Annotated in this window: 28 protein-coding genes; 5 read left to right on the top strand and 23 right to left on the bottom strand. The window is 69.2% G+C overall.

Features of this window, described 5'->3' with window-relative positions:
• Positions 1-20: 20 nt before the first annotated feature.
• The 21 genes from OG435_RS15220 to OG435_RS15120 all read right to left on the bottom strand — a co-directional run bounded on the left by OG435_RS15220 (position 21) and on the right by OG435_RS15120 (position 10,345).
• Positions 21-488: a DUF4326 domain-containing protein gene (locus OG435_RS15220; protein ID WP_266877385.1), complete on the bottom strand. Its 468-nt coding sequence runs from the start codon at positions 486-488 to the stop codon at positions 21-23.
• Positions 485-790, bottom strand: coding sequence for a hypothetical protein (locus OG435_RS15215; protein WP_266877384.1), 306 nt, complete (start codon positions 788-790; stop codon positions 485-487). Before OG435_RS15215 ends, OG435_RS15220 begins: the two co-directional genes overlap by 4 nt.
• Positions 787-1,002, bottom strand: a complete 216-nt coding sequence (locus OG435_RS15210) for a hypothetical protein (protein ID WP_266877383.1) — start codon at positions 1,000-1,002, stop codon at positions 787-789. Before OG435_RS15210 ends, OG435_RS15215 begins: the two co-directional genes overlap by 4 nt.
• Entirely contained in the window at positions 999-1,703 is a 705-nt protein-coding gene (locus tag OG435_RS15205) for a zinc finger domain-containing protein (RefSeq protein ID WP_266877382.1), read from the bottom strand. The genes OG435_RS15210 and OG435_RS15205 overlap by 4 nt, the downstream gene beginning before the upstream one ends.
• On the bottom strand, positions 1,700-2,749 hold the full coding sequence (locus tag OG435_RS15200) for a hypothetical protein (protein WP_266877381.1): 1,050 nt from the start codon (positions 2,747-2,749) through the stop codon (positions 1,700-1,702). The genes OG435_RS15205 and OG435_RS15200 overlap by 4 nt, the downstream gene beginning before the upstream one ends.
• Before the next feature lie 71 nt (positions 2,750-2,820).
• Positions 2,821-3,651: a hypothetical protein gene (locus tag OG435_RS15195; RefSeq protein ID WP_266877380.1), complete on the bottom strand. Its 831-nt coding sequence runs from the start codon at positions 3,649-3,651 to the stop codon at positions 2,821-2,823.
• Positions 3,652-4,404, bottom strand: a complete 753-nt coding sequence (locus OG435_RS15190) for a hypothetical protein (RefSeq protein WP_266877379.1) — start codon at positions 4,402-4,404, stop codon at positions 3,652-3,654.
• Between the two features lie 194 nt (positions 4,405-4,598).
• Entirely contained in the window at positions 4,599-5,417 is an 819-nt protein-coding gene (locus OG435_RS15185) for a hypothetical protein (protein WP_266877378.1), read from the bottom strand.
• Positions 5,414-5,665: a hypothetical protein gene (locus OG435_RS15180; RefSeq protein WP_266877377.1), complete on the bottom strand. Its 252-nt coding sequence runs from the start codon at positions 5,663-5,665 to the stop codon at positions 5,414-5,416. Before OG435_RS15180 ends, OG435_RS15185 begins: the two co-directional genes overlap by 4 nt.
• On the bottom strand, positions 5,662-5,970 hold the full coding sequence (locus tag OG435_RS15175; protein WP_266877376.1) for a hypothetical protein: 309 nt from the start codon (positions 5,968-5,970) through the stop codon (positions 5,662-5,664). The genes OG435_RS15180 and OG435_RS15175 overlap by 4 nt, the downstream gene beginning before the upstream one ends.
• The gene (locus tag OG435_RS15170) at positions 5,967-6,380 is read right to left on the bottom strand and encodes a hypothetical protein (protein WP_266877375.1); all 414 of its coding nucleotides are present in this window, start codon (positions 6,378-6,380) and stop codon (positions 5,967-5,969) included. Before OG435_RS15170 ends, OG435_RS15175 begins: the two co-directional genes overlap by 4 nt.
• A gap of 174 nt (positions 6,381-6,554) precedes the next feature.
• Positions 6,555-7,088, bottom strand: a complete 534-nt coding sequence (locus OG435_RS15165; RefSeq protein ID WP_266877374.1) for a hypothetical protein — start codon at positions 7,086-7,088, stop codon at positions 6,555-6,557.
• Entirely contained in the window at positions 7,085-7,894 is an 810-nt protein-coding gene (locus OG435_RS15160; RefSeq protein WP_266877373.1) for a Rad52/Rad22 family DNA repair protein, read from the bottom strand. Before OG435_RS15160 ends, OG435_RS15165 begins: the two co-directional genes overlap by 4 nt.
• A gap of 107 nt (positions 7,895-8,001) precedes the next feature.
• Positions 8,002-8,379, bottom strand: coding sequence for a hypothetical protein (locus tag OG435_RS15155; protein WP_266877372.1), 378 nt, complete (start codon positions 8,377-8,379; stop codon positions 8,002-8,004).
• Complete coding sequence (locus OG435_RS15150; RefSeq protein ID WP_266877371.1) at positions 8,379-8,849, bottom strand: hypothetical protein; 471 nt, start codon at positions 8,847-8,849, stop codon at positions 8,379-8,381. The genes OG435_RS15155 and OG435_RS15150 overlap by 1 nt, the downstream gene beginning before the upstream one ends.
• Complete coding sequence (locus OG435_RS15145) at positions 8,849-9,055, bottom strand: hypothetical protein (RefSeq protein ID WP_266877370.1); 207 nt, start codon at positions 9,053-9,055, stop codon at positions 8,849-8,851. Before OG435_RS15145 ends, OG435_RS15150 begins: the two co-directional genes overlap by 1 nt.
• Entirely contained in the window at positions 9,052-9,237 is a 186-nt protein-coding gene (locus OG435_RS15140) for a hypothetical protein (RefSeq protein ID WP_266877369.1), read from the bottom strand. Before OG435_RS15140 ends, OG435_RS15145 begins: the two co-directional genes overlap by 4 nt.
• The gene (locus OG435_RS15135; RefSeq protein ID WP_266877368.1) at positions 9,234-9,461 is read right to left on the bottom strand and encodes a hypothetical protein; all 228 of its coding nucleotides are present in this window, start codon (positions 9,459-9,461) and stop codon (positions 9,234-9,236) included. Before OG435_RS15135 ends, OG435_RS15140 begins: the two co-directional genes overlap by 4 nt.
• The gene (locus tag OG435_RS15130) at positions 9,454-9,726 is read right to left on the bottom strand and encodes a hypothetical protein (protein WP_266877367.1); all 273 of its coding nucleotides are present in this window, start codon (positions 9,724-9,726) and stop codon (positions 9,454-9,456) included. Before OG435_RS15130 ends, OG435_RS15135 begins: the two co-directional genes overlap by 8 nt.
• A gap of 107 nt (positions 9,727-9,833) precedes the next feature.
• Complete coding sequence (locus tag OG435_RS15125) at positions 9,834-10,139, bottom strand: hypothetical protein (protein WP_266877366.1); 306 nt, start codon at positions 10,137-10,139, stop codon at positions 9,834-9,836.
• Positions 10,136-10,345, bottom strand: coding sequence for a helix-turn-helix domain-containing protein (locus OG435_RS15120; RefSeq protein WP_266877365.1), 210 nt, complete (start codon positions 10,343-10,345; stop codon positions 10,136-10,138). Before OG435_RS15120 ends, OG435_RS15125 begins: the two co-directional genes overlap by 4 nt.
• 216 nt (positions 10,346-10,561) lie before the next feature.
• On the opposite strand from OG435_RS15120, the gene OG435_RS15115 reads away from it, so the two are divergent.
• From OG435_RS15115 to OG435_RS15095, 5 genes are all read left to right on the top strand, one after another.
• Entirely contained in the window at positions 10,562-11,065 is a 504-nt protein-coding gene (locus tag OG435_RS15115; RefSeq protein ID WP_266877364.1) for a helix-turn-helix domain-containing protein, read from the top strand.
• A gap of 157 nt (positions 11,066-11,222) precedes the next feature.
• Positions 11,223-11,381, top strand: a complete 159-nt coding sequence (locus OG435_RS15110; protein WP_266877363.1) for a hypothetical protein — start codon at positions 11,223-11,225, stop codon at positions 11,379-11,381.
• Positions 11,382-11,442: 61 nt separating this feature from the next.
• Positions 11,443-12,792 (top strand): hypothetical protein, encoded by a 1,350-nt coding sequence (locus OG435_RS15105; RefSeq protein ID WP_266877362.1) that lies wholly within the window; start codon positions 11,443-11,445, stop codon positions 12,790-12,792.
• A gap of 164 nt (positions 12,793-12,956) precedes the next feature.
• Complete coding sequence (locus OG435_RS15100) at positions 12,957-13,094, top strand: hypothetical protein (protein WP_266877360.1); 138 nt, start codon at positions 12,957-12,959, stop codon at positions 13,092-13,094.
• 156 nt (positions 13,095-13,250) lie between these two features.
• Positions 13,251-13,481 (top strand): DUF2277 domain-containing protein, encoded by a 231-nt coding sequence (locus OG435_RS15095; RefSeq protein WP_266877358.1) that lies wholly within the window; start codon positions 13,251-13,253, stop codon positions 13,479-13,481.
• 14 nt (positions 13,482-13,495) lie between these two features.
• Here OG435_RS15095 and OG435_RS15090 read toward each other — a convergent pair whose 3' ends face one another.
• Entirely contained in the window at positions 13,496-14,398 is a 903-nt protein-coding gene (locus OG435_RS15090) for a universal stress protein (protein WP_266877357.1), read from the bottom strand.
• 115 nt (positions 14,399-14,513) lie between these two features.
• Positions 14,514-15,047, bottom strand: a complete 534-nt coding sequence (locus OG435_RS15085) for a hypothetical protein (RefSeq protein WP_266877356.1) — start codon at positions 15,045-15,047, stop codon at positions 14,514-14,516.
• Between the last annotated feature and the right edge of the window lie 256 nt (positions 15,048-15,303).

The raw sequence follows: 15,303 nt of genomic DNA, 5'->3' as shown, positions 1-15,303 counted from the left end.
GTAGTGCTGGGCGGCGGCGGTCACCGCTCGGCCTCGACGCTGTTGGCGACCTCGAGGAGCACGTCGGCGTGGCAGAGCTGGTTGAGGGCGCACCGGCAGGCGAGGTTGTAGCCGGCGAGTGCAGCGCGAACGGTGTCGACGGTGATCCGGCCCGGGCCGTTCGGGTTGTAGCGCCAGATCATCACGCGGTCGGTGGGTGCGGTGAGGGCCTGCCGGTACAGGTCGACGCATTCGCGGCGGGTCATGTAGCGGCTGGTGTGGCCGGTGACCCTGCCGTCGGAGTGCATGTACGGGTGGTGGTGCCCGTTGGCGCTGATGCGGGTCTCGTACTCCCAGGCGCTGCCGTCGAGGGCGGGGACGCGGGCGAGTGCGTTGCGGGTGCGCCACCGGTAGGGGGTTTCCCAGATGCTGCCGCGGCCGACGTAGATCGTGTTCTCCGGGGGCTTCCAGCCTCGGACGGCGGGGCGGTGGATGCGGATCGGGCTCATGCAACTGCTCCAAGGGCTTCGGTGTAGCGAGCGGCGTGGACTGGCGACGTGTCGGGCCGCTGCACCCCGTCGTCGTGGCAGGGGGTGCCGGGTACGACTTGGCAGGTGGTGCAGACGGCGGTGGCGGTGGCGTGGGCGGCCAGCCGTGCGGGGCAGGGGGTGGTCTTGGTGTGGCGGCCGGAGATGGTGGTGCAGCGGGCCTTCTCGGCGGCGTTGCAGTGGGGGCAGCGGACGTCGTAGGCGGGATGCCGGACGGCACTACGGAGGCTGGCGGGCATCGGAGCGGAACGGGGCTGGGTCATCGCTGGCCGCCCTGCTCGAGGCAGCGGGTGAAGATCGCGGCTATGTCGGTGTGACCCACGGCGAGCGCGGCGTCCCGGAAGCGCTCCATCCCGGCCCGGTTGATCAGGACGTCGGTGCGGCCGAAAGCGTCGGTGGTCGTGGTGACGGGGATGCCGAGCGTCGCGGCCATCGCCTTCCAGGCGGCGACGCTGAAGATCGGTTCGGTGGTCACGAGGCTTCTCCTTCAAGGTCGGCGAGCTGCTGGAGCCGGAGTGCGGAGGCTGCGCGGCGCCGGTCTGCTTCGGCCTGCATGGCGGCGGGGTCGGAGAGTTGGCCGCCGGCAGAGACCGTTTCGCGGGCTGAGTGGGGTGCGCGTTCGCGGCCCTTGTTGCCGTTGCGGGACGGCGCCCGGCACGGTCGGCCTATGGCGGAGCCGCAGCTGGGGCAGGCAACGCCGAGGGGGCCGCGGCGCTTGACCGGGTTGGGGGCTGCTTCCTCGTCGGGGACGTCGCGGCCGACACCGGCAAGGAGTGCGGCGAACTGGGGGCCGGGGTCACCGGTGAGGGCGGGCTGGTCCAGGGGAGCTGGTACTCGGCCGTCGGCGATCGAGAGGATCTGATCGCGGCGGCGGGCGAGGTAGTGCGGGTCGTGGTCGCCGGGCGGAGGCTCGTAGGTGAAGTTCTTAAGGCGTTCGGTGCGGATCTTGCGGGCCAGGCTGATGACGTCCGGCGTGGTGATGCGGCGGCGCTCGTCGACGGGCAGGGTGGCTTGGTCGACGTAGAAGCGGGTGATGGCTTCTTCGGCTCCGGCGTAGGTGATGCCGGCGGTGTTGAGGTCGGCGTGCCAGGCGAGGTTGTCGGCGTCTCCGACGGTGCGTTGGTCGCGGGCAGCGGCGAGACCGAGGAGCATCCCGATGCCTTCATAGTCGATCACTGGTTCTCCTGGGTCTTGGCGTCGTGGAGGGCTTGGAGGCGGCGGCCAACCTCGAGGGCTTGCTGCACCCGCTGATCGGTCGTTGAGGGCTTGGGAGCGGCCTGGTGGGCGCGGGGTCCGTACTGGACGACTTCGGCGCCTACAGCGGCAGGCAGGGCCGTGTAGTCGGCCTCCTGCTCAGTGCTGGCGAGCTTCCGCCAGGCGGGGATGAAGTAGTTGCCCTTGCGGGGCTGGGTACGGGCTCCTTGCCAGCTGCCCCTGGCGGAGACGACGAGGGCCGCGATTCCGCACCGCTTGATCAGTGCCTCGATGAGGAACCACTCGGTGGAGTCGAGATCCCAGCCGACGTACAGCTGCGCTTGTTGGAGCGCAGCGACGAGGGGTTCGCAGTTGGTGGGGATCCGGGGACGGTCGCCGATGCGGGCCGGCTGATCCGTCTGTCCTTCTCTCTTCTGTTCCTTCTCCGTAGGAGAAGGAACAGAAGGACGGGACGGGTATGGGTATGGGGCGCCGTTACTAACACCGTTACGAATCTCGCTGACCTGCGACGATCGATGATTTTCAGCACCACTTCGAAGCGAGTTCGTGTCGCTGTCGTGTCGCTGTCGTGCTTCGTTCGTGTCGCCGTCGTGCGTTTCGCCCTGCTGCGTAACGCCGTTATGGTCGGCGTCTGCGGCTGCCTTCTCGGCCGCGGCCTTGGCTTCCTTCTCCGCCTTCTTCCGCTCCCGCCAAGCCTTCTGCCGGGCGGCGTTGCCTTCTCGCTCGGCCAGAACCTGCTCGCGGCTGAACTGGTAGACGAGGTAGTCGTGAATGACCCAGCCGTCCTCGGTTCGGTCCCAGAGCTTGGCGTCCTCGAGTTCCTTCGCGACCGTCTTCAGGCCGCGGATGCGGGCGACGACCGGAAGCTCCTTGTCCCGGATGAGGCCTTCGGTGAGGTTCTCGGAGCTCCAGCAGAGGGCGGTGACGTGCAGCCGGAAGGCGCGATCGGACAGCAGCGCGACCTTGCGGTGCGAGGGGAAGCGGTCGTCCAGTCGGACCCAGGGCATCGGATGCTTCTCTCTGGCTGGTGCGGGTGAAGGAGGGGCGGGGCCGGCGTGACCGGCCCCGCCGCGGGCAGCTACCTGGGGAGCGGGAACTTCTCCGGGAGCGCGCCGCCGGGCTTGAAGCGCAGGAGCTTCATCTCGTCGCCGTCGCGGTAGGCGTTCCAGGCCTTGATGACGAAGGCGAGGAGGGCGTCCTCCGGGACGCGCCCGGGTGCATCCGCAGCCTCCGATGCCCGCTTACGGAGGGTGAGGATGGGGTGGTACTGCTGCAGATTGGCGCCGGTGCCGAGGCGCTCGAAGAACCAGGTGGCGTCGGTCTCGTCGATGCCGGTGAACACCCAGTGGGTGAGGCCCACGATCGAGGAGGGAAGAGCCACGGCCTTGCGCAGGGAGACCGCAATGCTGGTGGATGTGCGCAGTTCGGGGTGGCTCTCGAAGAACTGGAGGCACTCCGTGTTCGTCGGCGGCCGGTTGCCGGCGTTCTTGTGGATGCCCTGCGTCCACATCAAGGCGCGGCGGCTGATCGCGGCCAGCTGTACGGCGTTCGGCTCCTTGCGGAGAGTGAGTGCGTCGGCGACCGTGCGCTTGCGGCCGTCGTCCATCGTTTCCTGACTGCCCGCGGTGAGGCCGGTGACGACCAGGAGCCGGAGCGTGATCCCGGAGAGGACGATGGCGTTCAGGCGGTGCTGTCCGTCGAGGAGGGTGCCGTCTGTGGCGAACTTGATGGCCTCGCCGTTCTCGGCCCAGTTCCCGGCTTCCATGTCTCGGGCGTAGCCGAGCACGGCGTTCTCGCGGATCTTCCGGTTGTGGGTGTTCTGCGCCAGCCACTTCTCGGCGAGCGCGGGAGTGACGTCCACGACCTTGTACTGGGGTCCGCGCTGCGGGGGTACGTTGTTCTTGCGCATTTAGATCTCCTTCTCGAGGGAGTTGGCGATGCTGGCGAGGGCGTCGCTGAGGTTGTGGAGGCTCGCCGCCCACCAGCGGCGGGCCTCTGCGCTTGCGTCGGCGGCCGGAAGGTTCATGGCGGCGACGAGGCGGACGGTGTGCTCTAGGGCGCCGAGGAGTTCGGGTACCTGGTGGTGGGTGGTCTCCCGGTTCTTGGCGAACCGGTCGTCTTCGGCGAGCCGGGCGAGCTTTTCGGCGGCCCGGGTGAGGTCGCGGCCAGCGTCGGTGAACGCCTCCGGGAGAGGCCGCCGTTTGACCCGCGGAGGGGTTACGGCGGCTTCGAAGCCCGGGCCCGCAGGCTGCTGCCAGTCATCGCCGGCGAGGAGGTCTGGCTCGGCCGCGCTCCGCGTTGCCGCGTAGCTCTTGCCATCGGCACCTTGAGTGCGGGCAGGGAGGCTTTCAGAATTGAAAGCCTGGGCGGCCGCGAAGACTGTGCCCACAGACGACCCTGTGGCAGCCGCAATAGCCGGGTAGCTCATCCCGCTTTCCCGCAGTGACGCAACGACCTCTTGCCGCTCCTCCCGAGGCAGTCGGAGTCGGCTCTCGCCGAACTCGGCGGTGCAGTAGGCGTCCCAGGTGTCGTAGCCGAGGACGGCCCAGGTACGGCTGGTGTAGGCCTCGCGGATGAGCTGCCAGGTTCCCTCGACTGCGATCTTGATACGGTCAGTGAGAGTTCGCGCCTGCTCGGTGCTCGGCAGCGTCACGTCGTTCACTTGCTGCTCCCTTCTCGGGTGGGTTGGTCGACTTGCTGGCCGTTGATGCAGTGCCTCCACCAGCCAGGCCTGCCGGGGATGGCGATGGGCGGCCAGCCGGGTGTGGCCGCGATCTCGTAGGCGGTTGGCGGCGGTTCGGGGACTATCCGCAGATGGCGCACGGCGGCCTCTCTGGCTGGTGCGGGTGGGGACGGCTAGGCCGCGAGCTGCTGGCTGAGGACGCGGTCGACGTAGGAGCGGTCCTTGCCGAGGCGTTCGGCTGCCTGGGTGCGGGTGAGGCCGGCGACGGTGACGAGGAAGGTGGCTTCCTCGGCGAGCAGGTCCGCCTTCTTCATGCCGTACTCGGGGGTGAAGTGCGGGTCGTCGATGGCGCCGGGCCGCTGGTTCCAGTAGCGGGGCGGCGCCCAACGGCGTTCGGCGGCCAGTGCTCGGGCGTGCTTGGCGGAGGCGGGCCGCACGCCCTGTCGCTCCGGCCGCAGTCCGCCAAGCGACTCGTATGCGTAGCGGGTGGCTTCGGCGGTGCGGCTCATAACGAAGTCCCTGTTGAACACGTCTGCGACGTACTTGGGCTTGAGACCCAGGTGAGGGGCCAGGACTTGCATGGGCCAGCCGATGGCCACGAGCGCCTGGATGCGGCGCTGTGTGCCGGTGCTCGCGATCTTGGCCGCGTTGTCTTGCACGGCTTTGACAGCGAGGATCTTGGCCGCGGTTTCGGGGGTCGCGCTGCGCTTGCGGGGCTTCGTCCCCTGGTGCCGCAGGAACCCGGCGACGGTACGGTGCGGCAGTCCGGTCAGTTCCGTGATTCGGGTGCTCGTGATGCCGACGGCTGCCAGCTCGAGGAGGTGCTGCCGGATAGGTTCGGCGTCGACGAAGGGATGCCAGGTGCCTGCGGTCATGGCCGCGTATCGGTCGCGGTTGTAGGCGCGGAGGACTTCGCAGCAGTCCCAGCACTTGCAGCCGTAGTTCTTGCTGCGGGAGAGGGTTCCGTGGGGCGGGAGCGGCTTGGTGGTCACTGGTCTTCCTCCGTCCGGCGGGTCTGGTGAGGGATGGTGTTGCGGGGGCGGTACGGGTGGTGCAGCCATGCCTCGAGCTGTGCGATCTCGCGTTTGCGCCGGCGCTCGGCGACGTCGTCGCCTCCGTCCTCGACGCTGGTGGACTCCCGCCAGCGCTGGGTGTCGTCGTCGCGGGTGAGGCGGCGGATGACCCAGGCGGCGGTGAAGACGAAGACGACGATGGCCAGGTCGATGAGGGTCTCCATCACGCGGCCTCCCGTCGTGCGGCACGGGTGCCCCTCCAGGTCCGGACCGCGGATCCATCCCGGGTGGTGGTGAAGCTGGCCGGCTCGAGGAGGCCTTCGGTCGCGAAGTGGTGCATGGCCGTCCCCCACTGCGTCTTGGGCTTCGGCGGGTTCGGGAGCTTCTTGTCGACCTTGATGTGCCAGCAGGCGAACTCGCGGCCGGAGCGGGCGGCGTCGGCGAACGCGGGGCGTATCTGGTCGAGCCAGGTCTCGTAGTCGGTCTGCGGTTCCGGCTCGGTGCCGTCGAGGTGGGGCTGGATGGGGTTCATGACGCGACCCCCTTGCTGGTCGCCTGGAGGGATCCCTGCTTACGGGCCCTGGCCGCCCACTTCGCCGCGGTTGAATGGGCCACGCCGAAGTAACGTGCAACCGCCTTGGTTGGCCCTTCCCCGGCGCTCACGGCATTCCGGTATACGGCCGCGACTGCCTCGAGGTGGGCGTAGGTGAGGACGTATCGCTTCCCCAGGAAGGCGGGGGCAACGTCCTCGTCGTCGAGGGCGTGGTTGTAGTCGGCGGCGGCGATCAGGCTCTGTCCGACCTGCCGGGCTTCCTCGGACGTCATGCGCACCTTGCCGAGCGGCGTGCTGATGTAGACGTAGGTGAAGCCGATGTCGGTGCCGTCGATCTGTTCGCCGGCGCAATAGACGCCGAACGTTCCGGGTGTGGGCTGGGCTGTCATCACGTGGTCCCTCCGGTGTGGTTCCCTGGCTGGGTGGGGCGCCGCAGGTTCGGGCCGCGGCGCCCCGGGTTCAGCTACTGCTTCGGGGGTTGCCTGCGGTCGTGGCAGTCCTCGCAGAGGCCCCGGTTGGTGAAGGGGCCGTTCTCGTCGCCGCATTCGGTGCAGCGGGGTTCCCTAGCCATCGGCGTCACCCGCGATCAGCTCCGGCAGGGCGATGTTGGCGAGCTGTCCGGTGCGCCAGGCCGCCCAGACTTCTGCGGGCCCGGTCTCTGTCATCCGTACCGAGTGACCTCGGGCCCGAGCTGGCGAGATGGCCACCCCCGGAACTGTGTGGATGACACCGGTCTCCGGATCCGCCCACTCGTTCTTGTTGGCGGCAGTCATCTGGGAGAGGAGCTTGCTGCGGAAGCTGCCGCGGACTTCGGCGACGAAGCGACGCTCGATCTCGGTGTCGTAGTTCGCCATCACCCAAGCCTTGAAGGCGGCCTCGTCGGTGACCTTCGCTTCAGCCCTGCCCTTGGTCAAGCTGATCGTGGCGATCTTCGTTCCGTCCGGCAGGCTGGCCGCGATCTGCTGCGTGCCGCTCTCCCTCGCGGCCTCGTCGAGGAGCTTTTGCACCTCGAGCCGCTGCCGCTTGTAGCTGGCGTCGATGACGTCGAGGAGGGTTTTGAGGTAGGCCTCTTGTGCTGCTGCGTCCTTGAGGCTCATGCAGCTGCGCTCCCGACGATCAGTTGGCGGGCCTGCATGAACTCGTCGGCGGTCCCGTCCTCTATGGGGTGTCCGAAGGCTGAGGCGAACTGGGCGGGCAGGCCGTCCGTGAAGTTGGCTTGCTTGGCTGCGTCCCACATGGCGGCGAGGGCGGCTTCGCGTTCGTCGGGGTCGGGTGCGGGCTGGGGTACGGCGCGGGGCCGGGGACGCTCCTCGGCGACGGGCGCCGGCTGCGGGGTCTCGTCGCGCTGGGGTTCCGCCTGCGGCTCGGGCTTGACGGGCGGGTCGGCGTCAAGGGCGGGCATCGGCTGGGCCGGCTCGTCCGTGACGGGCTTCGGCGGGTGCGCTGCCGACCAGTGCACGACCGGTTCCGGGGATCCGTCGTTGTACAGCGACAGGCCGAACTGGTCGCCGAGGTTGGTGGCGCAGCGCTTCAGGGCCTGGGACAGGGCGGTCTTCATGGCCATGTCGTGGGCGTCGCCGAGGGAGGGCTGGTTGACGGAGTCGCCGGCGGCGCCGTCGTCCCAGAAGCCGAGCTGCTTGCCGTCGGTGTCGTAGATGGTGAGCCGGACTTGGGCCCGGTAGACGACGGTCCAGCGGGAGCGATCGCCCTGCTTGGTCTCGCGCTCGGCAACGAGGTCGAGGGCGAGGGTCTCCGTGCTATAGCCGCCAAAGCCGAAGAGACGGATGAGCTGGCGGCGGATGTCCCAGGCTTCCATGTGGGCGAGACCGCGGGTCTGGCCGACGCGCTTGGGGTTGACGGGCGCCAGCAGGATCTTGAGCTGTGGATCGGTGAGTGCGCTCACTGTGTCCTCGTGAAGGGTGTGGCGGGCCGCGGGCGGGCGGTGGTGCCCGTCCGTGGCGGTGGTTGGTGGCCGGGGCCGCGGTCCGTTGGATGCGCGGGCCCGGCGGTTCAGAGGAGGCCGGCTTCGGCTGCGGCGGAGAGCCGCATCGGCACGTACACCGGCGGGTTGGTGCTGGTGGAGACGATCGGGATGGGCTGCGTCTCGGCGACCGCGGGGTGCGCGGTCAGGTTGCCGGTCTTGCGGTGGTTGGCGAGCTGCGACCGGAGCGCGGTCACCTCCCGCTCGAGGGCATCGGCACGTTGCGTGGCCTCGGCCGCCTGCTCCTCAGCTACGGAGCAGCGGCTGGCCTTCGCGGCGGCCTGAGTAAGCTGGACGGCCATCCACCAGAGCAGGAACAGCAGCAGGCGCATCTGAGCCCGCAGCCGGTCCACCTCGTCGACCGCACGGTGCTTGCCCGTCGGGTGGACTATGCCGAGGAAGCTCATCAGGCGGCCTCGTTCAGGCCGAGGGCCTTCTCAAGGGCACTGTTCTCCTGGCGGAGCAGGGCGACTTCGGCCAGCAGCTCAGTAACGAATCCGGCCGAGTCCCTCAGCCAGCGGGCGACGGGGTTGTCGACGTCAACGATGCTGTCCGGGTCGTAGTCGGTCCGACCGACGGCCAGTTCAGCGCCGGTCCGCATCGACGACCACCTCTCCTGGGGCTGGCAGTCCCGGAACTTCAGGTCGCCATAGATCGGTGCGTCGGTGTACGGGTCGATCAGCTCGTCGCCGCGGACGTCGGCCGGCTTGGTGGCCGCGAGGATGTACTGACGGCCGGAGTGGTCGGTGACCAGCTGGGGGCCGCCACCGTTGCGGGTACCGATCCAGCACCACGGCGGGGCGGGCACTGCTTTCAGGGCGGCGTGGATCTCCGCGATGCGGCTCTGTGGCAGCGGCAGGGGTTGCGGCTCGGACATCACGCCACCGCCTTCGCGTCAGCGGCCTGCTTCCGCAGGGCCCGCATGTTCGCGTCGATCCGACGGACCTGGCAGGCCACGCAACGGCAACCAGCCTTGTGGTCCCGGGCCTCCTGCGCCCGCAGCTTCGCCATCCCCTGGATCAGGGCGGCCTCCGCCTTCGGCGTCAGCCCGGTTGCCCGAGCGTCATGTGCATCCCAGTTCACGCTGCTTCCCCCCAGTTCGTGGCCCGCTGCCGGGCGATGTGCTGATCGATGCGGTAGGCAGCCCAGACCATGGCCGACCAGCCGTCACGCGGCCCGAACGACTCCTGGAAGCCGAGGTCGAGGGCGATCAGCGCGCCCTGTGCGACATCGGCCAGCGGACGCGGCTCCGTCGGGGCGCTCACGACTGACCTCCGGGGCGCAGGTGGCTGACGGGGTAGGAGCCGGGCAGCGGGCACTTGGAGTCGGCGTCCAGGTGATCGACTTCGTACTGCTGATCGGCGACCATCAGCCGCCGCATCCGCTCGGCGGCCGTGCGCTTCAGGCGGATCATCTGCAGGTCCGCGGTCAGCTCGGCCAGCGGCACGTCCAGGCGGGCGATGTCAGAGGCGGGGAGGAGATCAGCCACGGGACTCACCGCCGCGAGCCTGGTTCCGGATGAAGGTCTCGCAGGCGCAGTCGTCGGCCAGCAGCATTGCCGCGCGGAGACGGTCGGCCGCCTCGGCCAGCACCTCGGCGCGCTTCAGGGCGTCGTACCGGGCGAGGATTTCTTCGGCGCGTGCCGCAGGGTCCTCAATGCCATCGAAGGCACAACCCAGACCGGCGAGTACCTCGACGCGCAGCTTGCCGCTGGGGTTGGTGGGAGCCGGATCACCGGCGATGATGTGGGACATCGGGGTTCCTCTTCTTCCTGCATGTACGTGCAGTGAGGGGCGGTACTTCGGGAGGCCCTGACTGGCCGGGGACCGGGAAGAAACCGGCGGTCGGGGCCGCATAGCCGCTAAGCGGCGATCGGGACGACCTGGGTGCGGGCGTTCTCCATCCGGATGTCTTCCGGCGTGAACGTGATCCGACCGTTGTCCTTGTGGTGGTAGACCTTGCGCTTGTAGCAGGCCTCCTTGAGGAGTCGGACGCTCCTGAAGGCGAGCAGCTCCTTTTCGACGACCTCCTCCGGCGTCCAGCGGACGAGGTCCATCTCCTCTTCGGCCTTGAGTCGCTGGACTCGCCTGTTGGCGGCGGCGGCCGCGGCGAGGGCGCGGGCCTTCGGGTTCTTGGTCGGGCGCGCCTTCGTGGCGTCGGCGGTCACGTCTTCTCCTTGTGAGTTATGGCGTCAAGTGCCACGTGCAGGGCTTCGGCGACCTTCCGGACTTGCTCGTCGTCCGGCTCGTGGATGTGCCCCCTCTCCAGCCGGGAGAGGTAGCCCCTGTTCAAGCCGGTCAGTTCTTGCAGCGCACGGAGCCCCATGTGCTGGGCTCGGCGTATGGCTCTGATTGCTTGTCCGTTCGGCCTCACAACTAAAATGTAGTCGCAGTTTGACTACGAACGCAAGCAGTTCGCCTACCTCAGTCGACTAAATTTTGGTTGCGTCACTGCGTGCCAGGAGGCGCGGGAGGGTGTGGGGTGTGCGCCCCATGCAACCTTCTTGGCTCGGAATGACTACCAATGCGCTGGTCAAAGGCTGAGAAGTATGCTTCTTGGTTGCAGAGACCTAGTGCATGATGAGGAGCCATGGACACGGACTGCGCACGACTCGGTGAGGCACTCAAGGCCGCACGCCTGGCGCTCCGCCCCAAGCTGACCCAAGAGGAAGTCGCGGTAGCCCTCGGCGTAAGCCGCGCCACCGTGCAGAACATCGAGCAGGGGAAGCCGTTCAAGAGGGTCTCGCCGACCATCCGCGCCTTCGCTGAACTGGTCGGCTGGACGCCGGACTCGCCGGAGCGGATCCTTGCCGGCGGCGATCCCATCCGTGGAAATCCTGTGGACGCCGAGAACTCTCGGCGATCCAGCGTGGAGGGGCTCCCAATGACGGTTCAGGACGAGCTCGAACGGGACGGAGCGGTCGTCGAGACCGCGGTCATCCAGCTCCCGGACGGAACCTCGGTGACCGTCGTCGTGAAGGGCGCCTCCAAGAATCCGACGCCAGAAGAGCGCCAGCGGCACCTCAGGGCGTGGCGCCGCATGCAGCCGATGCTGCACGAACTCAGCTACCCGACCGACCGCGACAGCGCGTAACAGCATTTGATCGCTTCTGTCACTCCGAACCCTCCACATGTCACTCACATGTGTGGTTGCATGACAGAACGCTGATGGTGGGGCCCCACATTGAACGGGCGGGGTGCCGATGTGTGTTCATGTTCTGTGCGGTTGTGCGCTTCCAGACGACGCTGTCGTGTGGGTCGATCCGACGGGTGACCATCTCCTCGTCTACGTCGCCCCCCAGCTGTCCTTCGAAGGCGCACTGACGGAGGCCGGCATAGGCCAGGTCAATGCCGCGCTCGGCCTTGTGCCGGGCGCTCCGTCACTCGAAGCGGCCGTCTCCTGCCGCTAGACCGCCTCCGCAGCTACGGCTGCCCCAGCATGGGTCTGACCGCGCGAGAGGAGACAGGCGTATGGCCTGGGCCGAGAAGGTCTACAAGGTACGGAACGGCAAGCAGACGAAGCAGTTCACGTGGCGGGCGCGCTGGACGAAGCCCGACGGGAAGCCGGGCACATGGCCCGGCTTCCCGACCAAGAAGCTGGCCGAGGAATACGGCGAGAAGCAAGAGGCGGCCATCCGGGCCGGCCGGTACATCGACCCAGCGAAGCAGCAGGAGAAGTTCGGAGTGCTCGCCCGCCGATGGATGAAGGCGAAGCCCAAGCGTGGAGCGACGGTCGCTAAGCGGTGGAACCTGCTGGAGCAGCACATCTTCCCCAAGTGGGAGCACGTGGCGCTCATCAACATCACCTGGTTCGACGTGGACGACTGGCAGCTGAATGAGCTGTCCTGCGAGTCGGTGACCGCCGGGCACGCGGTCAGCCTGATGTCGTCGATCATGACCGGCGCAGTTGATGCCCGCTACCTGGAGGTCAATCCGCTCTACGGCCGGCGGCGGACGCTTCCAGCAGGGGCTGCCGCGACACCAGCGAAGCCGAAGAAGACCGACGAGGAGAAGTGGGCGCCACCCGAAGTGGTGCTCCAAATGGCCCGTCGACTCGGTCCTGCAGTCGGCCTGCATGTCCTCGCCACCGCCTTTACGGGCCTCGGCTGGGGGGAGGGTGCCGCGCTGCACCGCGACAACGTTCTGCGCACCCGCCGGCAGTCGCACGACGGCGGATGGTTCGAGTGCCCGATCATCCGCGTCGATCCGGAGGTCGGGGAGCTCGCCGAATACGAGGGCCGCGATCCCGACGGGGAGAAGACTGGCCTGGTCCTTCAGCTGGAAGCGCCGAAGAACGGTAACCGCGCTCGGGACATCGACATCCCACCGTTCCTCGCCGCGCTACTTAAGCGGCACCTGGAGGTGTGGCCGCACGAGTACGTGTTCTGCACCCCGTCTGGGGTCTTCTGGCGCCGCAGCAACTTCACCCGGGCGCACATCAGGCCTGCCGCCGACGGCAGGAAGGCGCTGACAGTGACGCGGGGGAGGGCAGAGAGGGCCGCCTGGGAGCCCATCATGCCGGGCTTGACCATGAGGGATCTCAGGCACACGCATGACACGTACCAGGACCAGCTTGGCGTCAAGGCGTCACTGGCGCATGACCAGGCCGGCCATCTACGTCCGGGGATCAAGCGCATCTACCAGCACCCGACGCCAGAGATGCGGGTCGAGCGGCTCAAGGGTTTGCAGGCTATCTACGAGCGGGCTATGGGTAACCTGAAGTGGACGAGCATTTGGCCTGAGGCTCCAAACCTGACCCAGCGGGCGCGCCCCCTAAATTCCTCCCAAACGATCTTCGTGGAGGAGGGGGCAGCAGCGTAACTGCAGGTCGCAAGATCCGTGAGGACGCAGAAGGCCGTGTTTAATCCGGCTCTTACAAAGCAGATGTCGGCGGTTCGAAACCGTCCGCGCCCACCAGCCAAAAGACCCCCCGCCGTTCACGGCGGGGGGTCTTTTGCGCCCGGACCCGACGGCAACGTCGGGTCATGGCGACCAGGCAGGTGGCCGGGTGCAGCCTCGGTGAGGCTCAGGGGATGTTCATCACGGCCCCCTGCCGGGCCGTAGAACTCGCCTTCCACAACGCGTTCATCGAGGGCCTTGAGCGGTCTCAGGGTGATGTCTAGCCCGACCACCGCCGGACGCCTGTGGTCGGGGGCCGGGGACGGACCGCGGCTCCCTGCCAGCTCACGGGTCTGACCGCCGGTCGGGGCTTCGGATGCCGTGCCCCTGCTGGTTCCGGCTTTCTGCCGGGGGTGTTCGGGAAGCGGGATAGTGGGGGTATGTGCCGATCGATTAAGACGTTGCGTCCGCCCGCGATTCCGGAGAAAGCGACCGAGGAGGAGATCCGGGCCGCCGCCTTGCAGTACGTGCGGAAGGTGTCCGGCTTCAGAGCGCCGGCCGCGCACAACCAGGAGGTCTTCGACGCCGCCGTCGTCGCGGTCGCGGAGGCTACGAGGGACCTGCTGGAAGGGCTTCACGTCAGGGGGGCGGGAGCTGCCGTGGCCGGGTGAGGGCTCGGTGGGGGTCAGGCGGCGGCCGGGACGGCGGTTTCCTCCAGGGGGACCACCGCGACCGGGCAGGCGGTGTGGAGCAGGACCGCGTTGGTGACCGAGCACAGGCGCGGGGAGAGCGGGCGCTTGCGGTGGCGGCCGATGACCAGCAGGTCCGCGGCCTGGGAAGCGGCGACCAGGTGGCCGGCCGCGTCGCCGGGCGCCGACAGCTGCTCGATCCGCACCTCCGGGAACCGCTCGGCGTACGGACGCAGGTGTACGGCCGCCAGGGCCGCGACCTCGTGGGCGTTCGCGGTCTCCTCGGGCGCGGCCGTGCCGATGGCGCCGGCGGCGGTGAAGGTCCGGCCGGGCCAGGCGTGTGCGACGACGACCCGGAGCCGGGCCCCGCGCCGGGCCGCCTCGCGGAAGGCGAAGTAGGTGGTGCTCGCGTCGGGGGCCGCGCTGTTGAGGCCGAGTACGACCTGCCCGTACGGGTCGTGCAGGGGCGGCTCGGCGCGCGGGACGACCACCACGGGGCAGGCGGCCTGGCTGGCGCAGGCGATGCCGTTCGAGCCGAGGAGCAGGCTGGCGAAGCCGCCGCGGCCGCGCGAGCCGAGGACCATCACCTGGGCGTCCTCGCCCAGTTGGGGCAGTACGCGGTCGGGGGCGCCGGGATACGAGGCGTACTCGATCGGAGGGAGTCCGGCGCGGCCGTCGAGGGCCTCGCGGACCCGGATCAGTACGGGGTCGTCGTCGAGGCCCGGCTCGGCGAAGCCTCCGGACAGGGCTGCGCCGATGTTGTTCATGTAGAGGCGTGCGTGCACGATGCGCAGCGGGGCTCCGGCCATCAGGGCCTGGGAGACGGCCCATTCCAGGGCCCGGGTGCCGTTCGCGGAACCGTCGACGGCGGCGATCACGGGGTGCGGGCTCTGGTCCATGGCGGGCTCCTCGGTGGCAGCGGTGCGTGGACTCAGCCTTGCGGGAGGGGGGCTCCGGGCGGGAGTGGGGAAAGTCCCTAGTGGGGCGGGACCATCGGCCACTCCCGTACCCGGCTCATGAGGCGTGGCCCGTGCGGCGGCGCAGGATCCAGGCACCGGCGCCCAGTGCGCCGGCCACGAGGGCGCCACCGATGGCGATCTGGCCCGGGCTCATGGAACCGACGCTGCCGCCGAGTCCACCCCGGGCGCCGCCCGGGGTGATGTTCAGCGCCACCGTGACGCGCTCGCCGCCGGGGCCGCCGCACTCGAAGGTGACGGGATGCGAGCCGGCGCTGACGTTCCGGGAGGTGGTGGCGGAGCCGAAGAGGTTGGTGGCCTCGGCGTTTCCGGGGGCCAGCCAGACGTCGCCGAAGGCGCTGGAGCTGGCCTTGCCGGTGCGGGTGCCGCAGCCGGTGACGTTGAGACTGACCCGGTCCCCGGGGGCGACGTTGATCGGGGAGACGTTGCCGGAGGGCTGGGCCTGGGCGAGGGTCGGTGGCGCGGCCGCGGCGAAGGCGAGGGTCGCGGCGGCGACCGCCAGCAGGCGGGGGAGGGGGCGGTACCGGCGGTGGCTGCCGGAGGCGTGCGGGCTGTGGAGGGTGGCGGGCATGGAGAGGACTCCTCGGGCTCCGGGACCAGCGCGGCGCGGATTCGGGTGCGCACCGTTCTCTGGACGCTAGGAGCCCGCCGCGGCCGCGGCGATCGCTGCCGGGTGAACGGGTGAGCCACTGCTCCGCCTGGGGGAGCCGGGGGTGGGGGGCGTGGGTGGGGGTGTGTCGGCCCCCGGGGGGATCGGCGCAGGGCTGGTCCGGGGCGGATGGCGGCGGCGATCGCTGCGGAGTGAAGTCGAAGGGCTGAGTCGGCGC

The organism is Streptomyces sp. NBC_01264 (assembly GCF_026340675.1).
Lineage (GTDB): Bacteria > Actinomycetota > Actinomycetes > Streptomycetales > Streptomycetaceae > Streptomyces.
This window is presented reverse-complemented; position numbering and strand designations above follow the sequence as displayed.

Coding starts and splice junctions, on each gene's coding strand:
- OG435_RS15150 (WP_266877371.1), bottom strand. CDS start 8,849: ATGTCCGAGCCGCAACCCCTGCCGCTGCCACAGAGCCGCATCGCGGAG.
- OG435_RS15175 (WP_266877376.1), bottom strand. CDS start 5,970: ATGAACCCCATCCAGCCCCACCTCGACGGCACCGAGCCGGAACCGCAG.
- OG435_RS15200 (WP_266877381.1), bottom strand. CDS start 2,749: ATGCCCTGGGTCCGACTGGACGACCGCTTCCCCTCGCACCGCAAGGTC.
- OG435_RS15100 (WP_266877360.1), top strand. CDS start 12,957: ATGGCGACCAGGCAGGTGGCCGGGTGCAGCCTCGGTGAGGCTCAGGGG.
- OG435_RS15220 (WP_266877385.1), bottom strand. CDS start 488: ATGAGCCCGATCCGCATCCACCGCCCCGCCGTCCGAGGCTGGAAGCCC.
- OG435_RS15105 (WP_266877362.1), top strand. CDS start 11,443: ATGGCCTGGGCCGAGAAGGTCTACAAGGTACGGAACGGCAAGCAGACG.
- OG435_RS15090 (WP_266877357.1), bottom strand. CDS start 14,398: ATGGACCAGAGCCCGCACCCCGTGATCGCCGCCGTCGACGGTTCCGCG.
- OG435_RS15215 (WP_266877384.1), bottom strand. CDS start 790: ATGACCCAGCCCCGTTCCGCTCCGATGCCCGCCAGCCTCCGTAGTGCC.
- OG435_RS15195 (WP_266877380.1), bottom strand. CDS start 3,651: ATGCGCAAGAACAACGTACCCCCGCAGCGCGGACCCCAGTACAAGGTC.
- OG435_RS15115 (WP_266877364.1), top strand. CDS start 10,562: ATGGACACGGACTGCGCACGACTCGGTGAGGCACTCAAGGCCGCACGC.
- OG435_RS15165 (WP_266877374.1), bottom strand. CDS start 7,088: ATGAGCCTCAAGGACGCAGCAGCACAAGAGGCCTACCTCAAAACCCTC.
- OG435_RS15170 (WP_266877375.1), bottom strand. CDS start 6,380: ATGACAGCCCAGCCCACACCCGGAACGTTCGGCGTCTATTGCGCCGGC.
- OG435_RS15155 (WP_266877372.1), bottom strand. CDS start 8,379: ATGAGCTTCCTCGGCATAGTCCACCCGACGGGCAAGCACCGTGCGGTC.
- OG435_RS15095 (WP_266877358.1), top strand. CDS start 13,251: ATGTGCCGATCGATTAAGACGTTGCGTCCGCCCGCGATTCCGGAGAAA.
- OG435_RS15085 (WP_266877356.1), bottom strand. CDS start 15,047: ATGCCCGCCACCCTCCACAGCCCGCACGCCTCCGGCAGCCACCGCCGG.
- OG435_RS15130 (WP_266877367.1), bottom strand. CDS start 9,726: ATGTCCCACATCATCGCCGGTGATCCGGCTCCCACCAACCCCAGCGGC.